General features: G+C 43.4%; 12 protein-coding genes. 8 read left to right on the top strand and 4 right to left on the bottom strand.

Going from position 1 to position 15,433, the window contains the following annotated elements; genetic code table 11:
• The first annotated feature begins 51 nt into the window (after nucleotides 1-51).
• From D0A34_10310 to D0A34_10295, 4 genes are all read left to right on the top strand, one after another.
• Nucleotides 52-1,503, top strand: coding sequence for an FAD-binding protein (locus tag D0A34_10310; protein ID UNU19207.1), 1,452 nt, complete (start codon nucleotides 52-54; stop codon nucleotides 1,501-1,503).
• 268 nt (nucleotides 1,504-1,771) lie between these two features.
• Nucleotides 1,772-3,166: a branched-chain amino acid ABC transporter substrate-binding protein gene (locus tag D0A34_10305; GenBank protein ID UNU19206.1), complete on the top strand. Its 1,395-nt coding sequence runs from the start codon at nucleotides 1,772-1,774 to the stop codon at nucleotides 3,164-3,166.
• Between the two features lie 161 nt (nucleotides 3,167-3,327).
• Complete coding sequence (locus tag D0A34_10300; GenBank protein UNU19205.1) at nucleotides 3,328-4,404, top strand: branched-chain amino acid ABC transporter permease; 1,077 nt, start codon at nucleotides 3,328-3,330, stop codon at nucleotides 4,402-4,404.
• Nucleotides 4,405-4,451: 47 nt separating this feature from the next.
• Entirely contained in the window at nucleotides 4,452-4,718 is a 267-nt protein-coding gene (locus tag D0A34_10295; protein UNU19204.1) for a Precorrin-3B methylase, read from the top strand.
• Between the two features lie 86 nt (nucleotides 4,719-4,804).
• On the opposite strand, the gene D0A34_10290 is transcribed toward D0A34_10295, so the two are convergent.
• The 3 genes from D0A34_10290 to D0A34_10280 all read right to left on the bottom strand — a co-directional run bounded on the left by D0A34_10290 (nucleotide 4,805) and on the right by D0A34_10280 (nucleotide 9,650).
• Nucleotides 4,805-5,908 (bottom strand): response regulator, encoded by a 1,104-nt coding sequence (locus tag D0A34_10290; protein ID UNU19203.1) that lies wholly within the window; start codon nucleotides 5,906-5,908, stop codon nucleotides 4,805-4,807.
• Between the two features lie 111 nt (nucleotides 5,909-6,019).
• Complete coding sequence (locus D0A34_10285; GenBank protein UNU19202.1) at nucleotides 6,020-8,869, bottom strand: tetratricopeptide repeat protein; 2,850 nt, start codon at nucleotides 8,867-8,869, stop codon at nucleotides 6,020-6,022.
• 208 nt (nucleotides 8,870-9,077) lie between these two features.
• Nucleotides 9,078-9,650 carry a Uma2 family endonuclease gene (locus D0A34_10280; GenBank protein ID UNU19201.1) on the bottom strand — a complete coding sequence of 191 codons (573 nt, stop codon included), beginning with the start codon at nucleotides 9,648-9,650 and terminating at the stop codon, nucleotides 9,078-9,080.
• A 250-nt stretch (nucleotides 9,651-9,900) separates the two neighbouring features.
• On the opposite strand from D0A34_10280, the gene D0A34_10275 reads away from it, so the two are divergent.
• From D0A34_10275 to D0A34_10265, 3 genes are all read left to right on the top strand, one after another.
• Complete coding sequence (locus D0A34_10275; GenBank protein UNU19200.1) at nucleotides 9,901-11,466, top strand: branched-chain amino acid ABC transporter permease; 1,566 nt, start codon at nucleotides 9,901-9,903, stop codon at nucleotides 11,464-11,466.
• Between the two features lie 143 nt (nucleotides 11,467-11,609).
• Nucleotides 11,610-12,425 carry an SAM-dependent methyltransferase gene (locus D0A34_10270; protein ID UNU19199.1) on the top strand — a complete coding sequence of 272 codons (816 nt, stop codon included), beginning with the start codon at nucleotides 11,610-11,612 and terminating at the stop codon, nucleotides 12,423-12,425.
• An 88-nt stretch (nucleotides 12,426-12,513) separates the two neighbouring features.
• Complete coding sequence (locus D0A34_10265; GenBank protein ID UNU19198.1) at nucleotides 12,514-13,293, top strand: ABC transporter ATP-binding protein; 780 nt, start codon at nucleotides 12,514-12,516, stop codon at nucleotides 13,291-13,293.
• Nucleotides 13,294-13,381: 88 nt separating this feature from the next.
• Here D0A34_10265 and D0A34_10260 read toward each other — a convergent pair whose 3' ends face one another.
• Nucleotides 13,382-14,242, bottom strand: coding sequence for a PEP-CTERM sorting domain-containing protein (locus D0A34_10260; GenBank protein ID UNU19197.1), 861 nt, complete (start codon nucleotides 14,240-14,242; stop codon nucleotides 13,382-13,384).
• A gap of 316 nt (nucleotides 14,243-14,558) precedes the next feature.
• On the opposite strand from D0A34_10260, the gene D0A34_10255 reads away from it, so the two are divergent.
• Entirely contained in the window at nucleotides 14,559-15,266 is a 708-nt protein-coding gene (locus D0A34_10255) for an ABC transporter ATP-binding protein (protein ID UNU19196.1), read from the top strand.
• The last annotated feature ends 167 nt before the right edge of the window (nucleotides 15,267-15,433 follow it).

Raw genomic sequence — 15,433 nt, 5'->3', positions numbered from 1 at the left:
CAAGTTATAAATAACTGTATAGTTTCGATAAAAAAGCTGGAGGTAGGCTGAGTGAAACATTATCCTGTTGCGATCGTCGGTGCAGGTCCTGCGGGCTTGACTGCTGCCTACGAGCTCGTCAAGCAAGGCATTATCCCTGTTGTACTAGAAAAAGGTGATAAAGTTGGGGGAATAGCTCGCACCGAAACCTACAAAGGCTATCGTTTCGACATTGGCGGCCACCGCTTTTATACTAAAGTTGAAGCCGTGCAGCAGTTGTGGCAAGAGGTATTAGGAAATGAGTTTATTAAAGTGCCACGATTGTCGCGAATTTTTTATCGAGGTAAATTTTTTAACTATCCGATCAGTGCCTTCAATACTCTCTTTAATTTGGGCATAATTGAGAGTACGCTGATTATTTTGAGTTATCTGAAAGTGAGAATTTGGCCACTTACGGAAGAAAAAACTTTTGAACAGTGGGTGATCAATCGTTTTGGCGAACGCTTGTATAAAACATTTTTTAAGACTTACACTGAAAAAGTTTGGGGCATTCCTTGTTCGGAAATTCAAGCAGATTGGGCGGCCCAGCGGATTAAAGGATTGTCACTGACGACAGCAATTATTAATGCTTTGTTTGGCAGCAACGACACTAAAACATTAATCAAAGAATTTGATTATCCGGCTTTGGGGCCGGGGATGATGTGGGAAAAGTTCGCGGAAGCTGTGGAGAATAAAGACGGCAAAGTTTATCTGGATACTAAAGTGATTAGCTTTGAGCGTGAAGGTAATAAGATTAAAAGTATTACTGCGGAGCAAAACGGAGAAGTAGTTCAATATTCGGCGGATAATTTCATTACGAGTATGCCGATATCGGCACTGGTAGCAAGAATGAAACCGCAGCCGCCCGAAGAGGTGCTGCACGCCGCGCGATCGCTCAAATATCGAGATTTTTTGATTGTATCACTGATTGTCAATCGCAAGGATTTGTTTCCTGACAACTGGATTTACATTCACTCCCCTGAAGTCAAAGTGGGACGAATTCAAAACTTTAAGAATTGGAGCGCCGCTTTAGTTCCCGACGCCAGCAAAAGTTGTTTGGGAATGGAATATTTCTGTAGCGTAGGCGACGAGGTTTGGGAAATGTCGGACGCGCAACTTATCGAATTAGCAACTCGCGAGTTGGTTGGTTTGGGTTTAGCAACAACTGCCGAGGTTGAAGATGGAGTTGTCATACGGCAACCCAAAGCTTATCCAGTCTATGATGGCGAATATCGAGGACACTTGCAGGTACTTGAAGGTTTTGTGAAGGGAATTGAGAATTTGCAGACGATCGGGCGAAACGGTATGCACCGATACAACAACCAAGACCATTCCATGCTGACGGGGATGCTGGCTGTGAGAAATATTCTCGGCGAAAAGCACGATTTGTGGGATGTGAATACTGAGCGATCGTACTATGAAGACTTTAGTGTCGATCGCTCAAAAGAAAAAAGCGATTCGTCTTTAATCTCGCAATCAAGCTGATTTGACGCTGCAGGGTTGAGAAAGGGAAAGGAAATCTGTATTTTCCTTTCCTTTTTAGTTTTTAACTGGTTGAACCGGTTTTAACTCGTTCCCCGGAAGCTCCTGGAAACCCATTGACCGAGGCTCTGCCTCGTTTCCTGACCTGGTACGCCTTCCCAAGTCACGGGAACGAGAGAAGAAGCTTGTTGCAGCGGTGTATCTTTAAGAGTTCATGTAAAACTTGAAAATCTGTGCTAACTCTTGACTTACAGACTTAGAGAGTGGAAATATGCTAAAACGCAAGCAACAAACGAACCAACCTATGAACTTTTCCCAGAAGTCAGGGGGCAAAAGTCCCACACGCCCAAAAACCAACTCAACACAGAATCTCGGCGCCGCAGGATTGCGGAAATTACTTTTTGCCGCCGGAATAGCCTCTCTGTGCGCTAGCTGTCAAAATCCTCCAGCACCCACCGCCACAACTCCCGGAGGCAGCCCCGGAACAAGTCCCGCAGCCACTCCCGTCGCAGTCAGCAGCCCCGGAGATCCAAATACTGTCAAAATTGTCTCCATGCTGCCGATGACAGGCAGCGCCTTGGGTCAAGCTCAAACACTCGTCAACGGCATCCAACAAGCACTGGCAGAAACCAACTCCAAAGCTTGCGACGGCAAAATCCAAATCCAATACGAAGTTTACGATGACGCCACCGCCGCCGCCGGCAAATGGGACCCGGCCCAAGTAACGTCCAACTCCAACAAAGCCGTCGCTGACGGTTCGGTAGTTGCCGTCATCGGTCACTATAACTCCGGTGCCGCCAAACTTTCCATTCCCGTGCTCAACCAAGCTAACATCGTCATGATCAGTCCGGCCAACACTTATCCGGGACTGACTAAACCAGGAAAAGGCGAAGCCAAAGAACCGAACGTTTATTATCCCGCTGGCACTCGTAATTTCACCCGCGTTGTCCCCGCTGACGACCTTCAAGGGGCTGTAGCGGGCAACTGGGCGAAATCTTTAGGCGTGCAAAAAGTGTACATTCTCGACGACCAAGAACTCTACGGCAAAGGCATCGCTGATGTTTTTGAACCAACTGCTAAAAAGTTGGGAATTCAAGTCCTCGGAAGAGAGGGAATTGATATTAAAGCTAGCGACTATAAGGCGTTAATGAATAAGATCAAAGCTTTAAATCCCGACATGATTTACTTCGGTGGCACTACTCAGAGCAACGCCGGACAAATAATTAAAGACATGAGAAATGTCGGAATGACGCCTGAGGCAGTTAAATTCATGGGACCTGACGGCATTAAAGAGCAAGCTTTAATTGACGCGGCGGGCAAAGATGCCGAAGGAATTTACGCTACTTTTGGCGGCTTGCCTCCTCAAGAATTGACTGGTGCGGGCGCCAAGTGGTACACAAATTACAAGGCAAAATATAATGCTGAACCGGAAGCTTATGCAGCTTACGCCTATGAAGCTGCTAAAGTTGCGATCGGCGCCATTAATAAAGTTTGCAAAAATGACCGCGCTGCTATCCGCGAAGCTGTCTTGGCAACTAAAGATTTTAACGGGGTACTCGGCACTTGGAGTTTTGACACCAACGGCGACACGAGCTTGACTACAATGTCAGGAAATGTTGTTAAAGGTGGCAAGTGGGAGTTCGTGAATGCGCTCAAGCTCGAATAATTAATCAGAAGGAAGAGGGAAGAGGAAGAAGGAAGAAGGAAGAGGGAAGAAGGGAGAAAAATCATTCAAGTTGTTTGATTTCCCAATTTCCCCTTTCCAATTTCCCCTTCCCTATTTCGCCTTCCTAATTCCCAATTACCAATTCCCAATTACCCAAAAACATGAAGAACTGGAAAAGTATTCTCTTATATCTAGGTGTAGTTTATATAGTTTTGCTATTAGGTCCGATCGCAGGATTTGATTTGCCAAAAATCGTTGGAGAAATAGTCAGCAGTCCTGAAGTTTTTATCCAACAATTATTAGTTGGTCTTGTCAACGGCGCGCTAATTGCAATTATTGCTTTGGGTTACACTATGGTTTATGGCATTATTGAGTTAATCAATTTTGCTCACGGCGATTTATATATGTTGGGGGCTTTTGCTTCCCTAACTGTGTTCGGGGCTTTTGGGATGCAAGATGGCGCACCTTTAGGTATTGCTATACCGGTGATGTTAGTCGCTTTAATTGTCTGTTCGGTGTTTTGTGCTGGGCTGAATATTGTTGTGGAAAAGTACGCTTATCGGCCTTTGCGAAATGCTCCCCGTTTGGCTCCTTTAATTTCAGCGATTGGAGTTTCTTTTATTTTCCAAAATATGGGCCTGTTTTGGGGAGGATTGAAAGCTTTTATTCCGGTGATGGGTTCTAATTCTGCTGCGCCGAAAAGTTTTCCCGATTTGTTACCGCGAGTTGATATTTTCAAAGCTTTGGGAATTCAAACGAGTATTGTATTTACTACGAAAGATTTAATTGTGTTGGTGGTGGCGGTGGTATTGATGGTTTTGCTTCATGTGTTTGTGCAATACACTCGTCTGGGAAAGGCGATGCGGGCAACGGCTCAAAGCCGCGATGCTGCTAAAATTATGGGAATTAATGTGGATCAGATTATTGCTCTGACTTTTTTGATTGGGGGAGCTTTGGCTGGTTCGGCTGGGATTCTGGTTGGTTTGTACAACAATACTATTGTGTTTACGATGGGGTTTACGGCAGGTTTGAGGGCTTTTACGGCAGCAGTTTTGGGGGGAATTGGCAATATTGTCGGGGCGATGTTAGGAGGGGTTTTGATTGGCTTGCTTTCGTCTTTGAGTGATCAGTATTTGTCAAGCCGCTGGACTAATGCTTGGGTGTTTGGCGTTTTGGTGGTGATTTTGGCTTTTCGGCCAGGCGGCTTGTTGGGCGAGAATGTTCAGGAAAAGGTTTGAAGTTGCAGGGTGGAATTGATGGCAAGAGACATTTATCATAATGAAGTATGGCAAAGCAGGAAAATCCCCTCACTGGAGAAACACTAATCAAAGAAGTCTGTCGGCGGATTCGGGTTGCCCATAGCTACTGGGATGCTCATAATAACGCTGCCTGTCGGGGAGAGCGCGAGCGCGCATTAACCCTTTACAACACGCTGACCAAAGAACAAAAAGAACAGATTCCACAGGTGTTGCGGGTGTGGCTTCGTTACCGCAGTGAAAAATACTTTGGAGTACACCGAACGCCACCCAAGTCGAGACGAAAGTTGAAGTAGTAATTTCCTCGCATCGTTTTGAACCGATGAATCTTGACTAATTGAAGATGACCAGGAGGGTTTTTGTAATCTTGAAACAGATGGCATTAGAGGTGATTGTAGAATTCTTGGATATCAAGAGATTTTGATGTATTACCTGCTCGAATATAAAATTCCCGACCTTTTTTGCTCTTGACAAAAACTGGTTTGGTTGACTTTTTTGCCTCGATCGCGCAAACATTTTTACCTTCAATGATTTCAAAGCGAATTTTGAGCAACTGTGTAAAGCTATTACCCATGGAATCGCCGACTAAGTGTATGATTGTCTGCTCAAACTGATCCAGACTCTTTTGGGAAAGTAAGGATAAATCTTTTTCTAAGCCAAAAATATTGCCGTTATCTTCAACACCAATAATTAATGTTCCTCCTTCACTGTTTAGGAAGGCAGCAATAGTTTTCAAAAGATTTATCCTAAGATCCTCGTTTTTACAGTTTCGTTTGACATCCCATTGAAAAGTGCTTTTGTATTCTAACCGAGGACTTTCAGGCAACTTTATCAGCTCAGAAATAGGACGCAGATCGCCAAGTTTTCGGATTGTGGTTAAAAATCGGCGGAGTTGCCTGTCTTCAATTCGTTGCTTTAAGGATTCCTCTGTATCTGCTGCATCAATGACTGTTTTGTTGATCACAGCAATATATTGACCAAAATAAGTTTGTTCCAGTGTTTCCAGATTCTCGGTGATCCACTGTTCGTTTTGGACATTGCCCCAACGGTTGAAATACGCGATCGCATCTTGAATCGACTCATGTAAAATATCAAAAATATTACCTTGCATATTTTTGGAAATGTAGTCCCACGCCTCCAGTTTGAAGGCAGTTCGACAATCGGTCACTGTATCGTTTGCTGTCAAAATAATGACTACAGAAGAAAGATTTCGAGCTTTCACCTCATTGACAACAGCAAAGCCACTGTCGTCCTCCTCCATTCGCATATCTGCAATAATCACATCGAAGGGAGCGTTCAACTTTTCCTTTGCCTGGGTTGCACTCGTTGCGGTTTCAATCTGCTGATAACCAAACTCTTTCAACCATTCGAGCAACTCACTTAAAAAACGGGGGTTGTCCTCTACCACCAACAAATGAACGTCTTCGGTTTGCATTTTACCTATTCTCTCCCTCAGTAAGTAGGTACAAATAAATCTAACATGAATCGAGCAGGTTTTGCAGCAATAAACTCGCTCTTAATATAGACCCTAACTAAACTCGCCCCTTGTATGTTGAAAGAGGTCGGCGATCGAATATTATTTTTTTTTTGCGCTTACCTACTTATAGGGAATATAAATTTCAAATTGGGCTTTATTATACCCAGTTTCACGGATGTGCCCATTCATCTTGGTCAAGGTTTTACGAATAATGAATAGCCCTAAGCCACTCCCTTTTCCTTCCTGAGAGGTAGTTCTTAGAGGTTGAAAAATCCAGTCTTTCTTATCTTCGGGAACCCCTTCTCCATTATCAACAAGCTCAATGAACAGATATTTTTGCTCACCAGGCATCGTTCTTCCTCTGATTTCTGGTGGATTTATGACATCTTGAGAAGTGATGCGAATGGTTAGATTCTGTTGATTTGAATTATGTTTGAGGGAATTTTCTACAAGTTCATTTAAGGCACTTTTTATTTTTTCTTCATCTCCATTAAATTCAGAATCACCGTTGTGAATGTCCAGAAGAATCTGAGCCCGATCAATTTGAGGCATTGTTTCCCATTTTTCAAATAGCTTTTTCACCTTAAAGCGATGATTTTTGATGGTAATACCTTCGTTAATTGCTTTTAAGTCACTGAGGGCAGTTTGGGTGAGTTCTAGTTGCGTCAGTAACTTTTCAAATTGGGAATAGTGAGCATCACTTGGTTGCAATTTCCGCATTGCTCGTCGTGTCTTAGATTCAATGACAGCAAGCTGATTATTGACGAAATCAGAGATGTCATGGGCTGTTTTAGAAATGACTGCCAGAATGCGGCAATAGTCATCGTGAGGAATAGTTTCAATTTCAGACTTTTGCACTACCCGTCGTCTATCTACCTCTGCAAAAACATCCTCAATATCTTGAATGATGCCACTTAGCAAGGGATCTTCCCGTTCGGAACGGCGCAAAATTCTATAGGCAATTCCTTTGAGGATGCTGATCTCATTGGCAATTTTGTGATACATCGCCCTGTTGAGCATTTCGGTGTCACTCAACCCTGTTTGGGTGTTAGTGTTGAACATCTCAAAATAGCCTTCCTCACTGAGATTTAAAGTTAGCATCTCCAGTGCCTGAGCATAGCGTGGAGAATCTTCTTTAATCTGCCGCAGCAGTTCAACTGCTGTTTCGCTATAAGGATTACGGGCAAGAATACTTCTGGAAATGTAGAGGAGGGTTCGCTCTTTGTCATCGGTTCGCTCTTTGTCATCCGAGTTTGCGATTGCTGCCTCGAAATATTCTTTACCTTTCTCTGGTTGCTTAATTTGGTAGTACAGCCTACCTAAGTTGACTCGAATTACATTAGCTTGGTATGGAGTAAGAGCTTCGATTTTGATGGCTTTTAATTGGTCGATTGCCTCTTGATGTTTACCTACTTTCTCTAATACCAGAGCATATTGAAAATCAAGATAACTGCTGAGCATCCTAGAATTTTGAGGCTGAATTTGAAGGGATCGCTCAAAGTATTGTAAAGCCTTCTCATATTGACCAGTTGTAGCTAAAGTATGGGCATAAGAACTCAGCGTTCTTGGATGATTAGGTTTAATCTGTATCGATCGCTCAAAAAACTGCAAAGCTTGATCGGGATGACCATTTGAAGCCAAAGCATTAGCATACCGACTAAGTGTTATCGCATCATTAGGTTCAAGCTGTAGCGATCGCTCAAAAAACTGCAAAGCCTTCTCATGCTGACCCGTGGAAGCCAAAGCATTAGCATACCGACTAAGTGTTATCGGAGCATTAGGTTCAAGCTTTAGCGAGCGCTTCAATAATTCCAAAGTCTTCTCATGCTGACCCGTTGAAGCTAAAGCAGTAGCATAGTGATTAAGTGTTATCGGATCATTAGGTTCAAGCTGTAGCGATCGCTCCAAGATTTGAACAACCTTCTCATGCTGACCCGTTGAAGCTAAAGCAGTAGCATACTGATTAAGTATTCTCTGATTATTAGGTTCAATCTGTAGCGAGCGCTCAAAAAACTGCCAAGCTTTCTCGAGCTGACCATTTGAAGCCAAAGCATTAGCATAGCAACTAAGTGTTACTGCATTATCAGGTTTAATCTGTAGCGATTGCTCAAAAAACTGCCAAGCTTTCTCGAACTGACCATTTGAAGCCAAAGCATTAGCATACCGACTAAGGGTTACTGCATCATCAGGTGGAATCTGTAGCGAGCGCTCAAAGAACTCTAAAGCTTGATCGAGTTGACCATTTGAAGCCAAAGCATTAGCATACTGACTAAGTGTTATCGGATTATCAGGTTCACGCTGTAGCGCTCGCTCAAAAATTTGCTGAGCTTTCTCGAACTGACCATTTGAAGCCAAAGCATTAGCATACGTGCGGACAGTTGTATTATTAGTAGGTTCAATCACTAATAACCTTTCCAATATATCAAATGCTTTTCTATAATTTTCATTTTTAATCAAGGCCTCGGCATAAACATTTAAAGTAATTTTATTGCCGGGTTCAAATTTAAGCGCACTTTCAAGAATACCAATAGCTTTTTCATATTTTACTTGGGCTTTTTCATATTCTCCTTTCTCTTTTTCATATTCTCCTTCTTTAACCAAAGCTTTTCCATAACCCGTTAGTGTAACAACATTAGAAGGTTCAAGTTGAAGTAAATCTTCATATATACTTAGAAGATTCTTAGACCTATTAAACCTATTTGGATCTTGCAGGAATTTACAGTACCTACTCAAAACTTTTTTATCATTAGGATCAATTTGACGTGCTTTTTCAAATGAAATAGAGGCTTCGTCATCTCGATTAACCTCTGGTAGAGCTAGAGTTTGCCCATATTTGCTCCATACCTTAGCACTCTGAGGAAAATCTCTCAGCATCTGCTCGAAGATAGCGATCGCCTCCTCATACTTCTTTGCTTGTACGAGTTCTTCTGCCTGCTTCTCTAAGGTTTCGAGGCGATCGTCGCTACTCATCGTGTCTGATCTCCGGTAACAGTGGGTGTAGTTCAATAATGGCGTTGCTGAATAAAGCTAAACGATCAAAGTCATCTCTAGTGTATTATATGAAGATCCCTAGCAGATAACAACCTCAAAACCTAGCTAAATTGCTAAAAACAGGTCATTACAATAGTTTCACCTTTTGCTCTCACCAGATGCAGATACCTCATTATACAACGCCCAATCAAACATTCCCTGGTTTGAGCCAGCCAAAAACTTCGCCTAAAGTCAACTGCATTTCCGGCATAAATTTGGGCATCGGAAGTATATCTGTTGGTTCTTGCAATGAAATCGGCTGCTGCCTTGCGGGATAGGCTAAAATGTTTTTTTCATCCGGATCGACCAACCAACCCATCTCACAACCGGCGTTCAAACAGTGCAAAATATTGTTTGTGACTTTGGTTTGGCTTTGGGCTGGGGACAAAATTTCTATTGTCCAGTCTGGGTGAGCATTAAATGTATTGGCAATTTCGCCGTCAGCGTCTAGGGGAATGCGATTCCAAACAAAAATCGCGACATCGGGAACAATGGAACGTCCGCCAAAGGTGCAGCGAAGTTCTGGAAATGCCCAAGCAATCCGCTGAGGTTTGCCCGCTGCATTAACCCTCGTGATGAGTTCTCCCTGAATTGTGCTGTGTTTTCCTTGCGGCATAGGTTTTTGTACGATCGCACCTTTGATGTATTCGCTAGCGGGTTTGGTTTCTGGGAGTTGCAAAAACTCGTCGAGGCTGATAGTTTTTTGAGGTGCTTGTACCATATAGCGATCGCCCGTTTGAAGTGTGTTGGGGTAACAGTTCCAGTATATTTGAAGTTTCGTTACTTTTGGTGCAATAATCGAACTCAAAAGACTCTAAACTGTAGCTAGCCCGATCGACCGTTTCCACGATAAGCAGTCGATCACATTCATTGAGGCAGAATTTGGCACGGCCCGCGTCAGTCGCATCTATAACTGCGATTCCTAGCATTCTTTCATCTAACTACTGACTAATGACTAATAACTTCTTCCTATGTCAAAAGAAATAATTAAAGCAATTAAATCGAGCGGTATTTTAGGGGCGATCGCCTCTTTGACTGTTTTGTTATTCGGCGGTTGGAGCGGCACCGTAATCGGCTGGCTGATGGGTACGGCGGCGGGTTTTACGATCGGTCGGGGTCAGAAGGTTTACAGCCCGAAAATGGGTGCGGCTATCGGCAGTTTAGCGGGATTGGGATTAGGAGTTTGGCTGTTAGTTGCGAGTGTGTTAGAAGGGGTTTTGATTAGACCTTTGTCTGGTCAATCTGCTGTGGCTTTGCCGACGACGCTGCTGTACGGGATTTGCAGTTTGACGATCGCAATTTTGACAGCTACGTTAATGGGTGCTTTGCAGGGCTTGCCGGGGGAACGCCAGCGGCTGGCAACTCTGGTGACATTAGCTTTTATTCTAATTCTGTTTCCGTTTATCGACATTCAGGCTCAGACTGGCTGGATTGCTACTGTAGTACAGATTCAAATCTTTATTATGCTGGCGCTGGGTTTGAATATTACTGTGGGTTTTGCGGGTTTGTTGGATTTGGGATATGCGGCGTTTTTTGCGATCGGCGCTTACACGACGGCTTTGCTATCTTCTGGACAGTTAAATATTGCTTGGAATTTTTGGGTGGTATTGCCGATCGCCGCGGGTGTAGCTGCGATCGCGGGCGTAATCCTGGGTATTCCGACACTGCGACTCAGGGGCGATTATTTGGCGATCGTTACCCTCGGTTTTGGCGAAATTATCCCGGTTGTCTTTAGGAATTTAACCGCGATTCGCATCGACGAACCAGTCTCGAAGATTGTCGCTTCCCTGTTGGGGAAACCCGAGTTGGTGCTGTGTCTGGTTGGGTGCGATCGACCTTTTAACCTCACCGGCGGCGAAGCGGGAATAAACCCGATCGGGCGTCCATCTCTCCCCATCGTCGGCACTTTCAGCACCGGCAACTACTTTCCCTGGTACTACCTAATTTTACTGCTAGTTGTCTTTGCTTACTTCATGATTTCGCGGCTGCGAGATTCCCGCTTGGGCAGGGCGTGGAATGCCATGCGCGAAGATGAATTAGCGGCGAGTGCGATGGGCATTAACCTGGTGAAAACCAAACTTTCGGCTTTTGCGATGGGAGCGACGTTTTCGGGCTTTGCAGGCGCGTTTTACGCCGCCTATATCAGCGCGATTTTCCCTAGCGTTTTTGATTTCTCGGTGTCGGTAATCATCCTGTGTATGGTGATTTTAGGCGGTTTGGGGAATATGACGGGGGTGATTTTGGGCGCGATCATTATCATGTCTGCCGATAGACTTTATTTGCCACAATTAGCGCAAGTCCTCAAGGGTTTTCTGAATACTTTTGTACTCCCCAGGATTGCAATTCCCCAGTTGCGAGACTTTCTGGCAACCAGTTTAGACCCAATTCAAATGCGCTTATTTCTATTCGGCCTAACTCTTGTTGTCATGATGCTCGTGCGGCCAGAGGGGCTGATTCCTGATAAGATACGCCAAGCTGAACTGCATTCGGATGCTGAAGCGAGCAATGAGTCTTTAGCCGATGCGAGAAGTCAATAAATAGGTAAGGGCAAAAACCATAGTATTTTGTAGGCGGGTTTAGCTAAGAATCTAGGATGCAAGGGAGTTTAGGGGTGTAAACACCCCGTCCCCATCTAATGTTTATTTGTAACCAACTACTTAGTAAGGGTGAAACATTAGCCATGAAAAATGTAACTGGTACTGCTTTTATCGTTGGGGAATTTAGAGCAGAAGAGAATGAAGAGACCATTCCTCTCTATACTGATCATGTAGTAAAAATATGGCTCAATGAGGAAACAAAAAAACTAGCTAGCCAACTAGCTCAAAACTCTCCCGCCGCTAAAGAAATGGTTAAGTTGCGGACTAAATATTTTGATGATGTTTTGTCAAATCAAATTTTAGGAGGTTGCAAACAAGTAGTTATTTTAGGTTCTGGTTTGGATACTCGCGCTGCTCGAATTAATGGAGAAGGAGTGATTTATTTTGAAATAGACGACCAGGCGACTCTTCAATTAAAAGAAAAAACTCTCAAAGCTAACAAAGTTGCTGCTAATGTTCGCTACCTTCCCGGCGATTACGTAAAAGACGGTTTAATCTCCTTGCGGAAACAGAGTGAATTTGATTTCAGTCTACCGACCTATTTTTTGTGGGAAGGCAACACAACCTTGCTTGCCAAAAAAGAGGTAATATTTGTGTTAGAACAAATTCGCGACAATGTTGATAATTTTCGATTGTCCTTTGATTATATGTCGGAAAAGGCGATTTTGAGAACGACGGGTTACCAAGATATCAATGATTACATAGATAAATACGAAAGTATGTATGCACCGTGGATTACTGGCTTTGAAAAGATTGCAACTTTGGCTGACGAACTCAATCTCAAAGTTATTGAAAACTTTTCGACGGCCGATTTACACGCACAATATCGCCCTCGACGTTCCCTAGAATCTAATCTTTTTAAGTTCTATTTTGTTTGTACGTTAGAGAATATGTCCTAAAATCTCCCATCCCAAATTGATTTGTGTGCGTGAAAGCTTGTGACCCGGACGATCGCACTACTATAAAATCTTAGGAAACAGAAGCAAAATGTCATTATTAGAAGCACAGCAACTTACAATGCGATTCGGCGGTTTGACTGCGGTCAACCAGGTGAGTTTAACCTTGGAAAAAGGATCGATCGCCAGTTTGATCGGCCCCAACGGTGCGGGCAAAACTACTTTTTTTAATATGCTGACGGGGATCTATAAACCGAGTGGGGGACAGTTGGTACTTGAAAATAAAAATATCACGGGTTTGCCTCCGGATCGCCTGACAACTTTCGGCATTGCTAGAACTTTTCAAAATATCCGTTTGTTTAACAACATGACTGTCCTGGATAATGTTTTAGTAGGCAGACACTGCCGATTAAAAACAGGTTTGTTGGGCGCAATCCTCCGTCCTCCGGCTGCGATGATTGAGGAACGGGAAGCTAAAATAAAAGCGCTCACTATGCTGGATTTTGTCGGTTTAGGTGCTTCTAAAGCGCCGGAGTTGGCAAAGAACCTTTCCTACGGCGACCAGCGGAGATTGGAAATTGCCAGGGCTTTGGCTTCCGATCCGAAAGTGTTGCTTTTGGACGAACCGACGGCCGGGATGAACCCGAACGAAACGGCTGATTTAACTCGCTTTATTTACCGGATTCGCGATGAGTTGAAGTTGAGTATTTTGCTGATTGAACATGATATGAAGGTGGTGATGGGAATTAGCGATCGCGTTAGTGTTATGGAGTACGGTACTAAAATTGCTGAGGGCACTCCGGCACAAGTTCGCGCAGATCCTCGCGTGATTGAGGCATATTTGGGAAAAGAAGAAGAAGGCAATGGGTAATACAGAATAACTAGATACCAGACTTCTTTAATAAGAAGTCTGGTATCTAACAGCGATAGTTGACCTAGTTAGATGTTTTGCGTCATTCCTAAACTTTTGATTTAACTTCAGACAATTTATTCTTAAGTTTTCTCTTCTTGGTCAGGAAACCGAAAAACATGGCAGTGCCTAATATAGTAGTAGGTTCTGGAACTGGTTCTGCTTCGGGAACTGCTTGCGCTTGTGCCACTGCCATATTGTTCTTAACTTCTACTAATCTTAAATTAGTGGTGCTGTCAAAAGTCCGCGAATACACTCCGGAAGTATACAAGCTCAGGCTTGTTGTATTACCTTGAGCGAGAAAAGCAAAATTAATTTGTGTGGGATTAAAGCTTCCAGCGAGGTTGTATGACAAACTCACTTCCGGGGCTTTAAAAGAGTGCACACCGATCCCAAATTGAAAGGATTCTAAAAGAAGGTTAGAAACAGTGTCAATTAATGCAAAAGATATACTGCCTTTGGCGCTAGCCCGTTCTGATTGGGGATTACTAACAGATGTTAAAAGATGTAAAATAGTCTCCACAGTGAAGGAAAAAGTTTCTTGAGCCTTAATAGAGAAATCACCGATCACTGCTGCTTCACTTTGGGCTAAACCGAAATAGTTATTCCCGCTGCCTATGACTTCACTTTGCGAGAGATTTGCTGCCAGCAATTCGTGACAGTTAGATATAAAAACTGCATCAGCGTTCGCTTGGCTAATAACTGAACCGGTGTTAGCTATGGTCTCAGTGTAAGTGTTAGTAACTGTACCTATCTCATTCGGTCTGTGACTGAAGTTGTCAAGGGTTACTGCTGCTGCAGAACCTGCGATTATTGCAGCACTACTAGGGGCAATGCCTACAGTCAAGCCGGTTACTAAAGGAGTTGCTAATAAAAATGCCATCGCTCCGGTACTGTGATGTAATTTCATTGTGAATCTCCTTAAATTTGAAAAAGTTTAAGTTCGGTTATTGGTAACTTGTAGCGGTTGGTTTCGCTTACGAATTAATACTACCTATTTACTGAGAGATTTTTGTAAAGCTAGTGTCAAGAAATCTTCTGTTTGATTAAAATTTCTGTAAAGTTGGTCGCCCCACTACTAAAAATAGATCGTAGGGGAGCTAAGGCTGAGTCTTCCTATAAGTAAAATTACTGCTTACTCTAAAAAAGTTAATTTTCAATAAATGCAATAAAAATTTATAATTAGTCTGGATAATACAATAAAGCACAAAGCAGAAAGAGTAATTATGTTGGAAATTAAAGACATTCACACCTACTACGGAAATATCCACGCTCTCAAAGGAGTATCGCTAACAGTCTCGCAGGGAGAAGTTGTGACATTAATCGGCAGCAACGGGGCGGGGAAAACTACAACTCTCCGCACAATTCAAGGACTGCTGCGCCCGCGCCAGGGCACTGTATTATTTGAGGGAAAGCCTTTAGAAGCACTATCTACAGAGGCGATCGTCCGTTTGGGGATTTCTCAAAGTCCCGAAGGCCGATTGATTTTTCCGCGAATGACGGTGCAAGAAAACCTAGAAATGGGTGCTTATCTCCGCAACGATACTCTCGGTATCAAGTCCGATATGGAAAAAGCATTAAATTTATTTCCTCGTTTGCGAGAAAGAATTAGTCAAAAAGGGGGAACTCTCAGCGGTGGCGAACAGCAAATGTTGGCGATCGCCCGGGCTTTGATGTCGCGCCCCCGCTTGTTATTATTGGACGAGCCCAGTATGGGGTTGGCACCGATGTTAGTCAGTCAAATTTTTGCGATCGTCCGCGATATTAATGCTGAAGGAACAACTATTTTACTGGTGGAACAAAACGCCCGTATGGCTTTAAGTGTAGCCCACCGCGGCTATGTCATCCAAACCGGTCAGGTTGTAGTCGCTGGTACTGCTAGTGATTTGCAGTCAAATGAAACTGTTCGCAAAGCATATTTAGGTGAAAGTTAAATATGGGCATTGGGCATTGGGCATTGGTTATTGAAAGTGACAACTAACAACCAAAAACCAACAAATAACAAATAATATCGTTTCCGGTTGCATCGGTATTGTTCAAACAGTCAACAGTCAACAGTCAACAGTCAACAATTCCGGAGGAGTGCAACCGGAATTGATAT

The sequence above is a fragment of the Microcoleus vaginatus PCC 9802 genome (genome assembly GCA_022701275.1).
Classification (GTDB): Bacteria; Cyanobacteriota; Cyanobacteriia; order Cyanobacteriales; family Microcoleaceae; genus Microcoleus; species Microcoleus vaginatus_A.
Note: the sequence above shows the minus strand (reverse complement) of the source record. Positions and strands in the feature narration are given on the sequence as shown.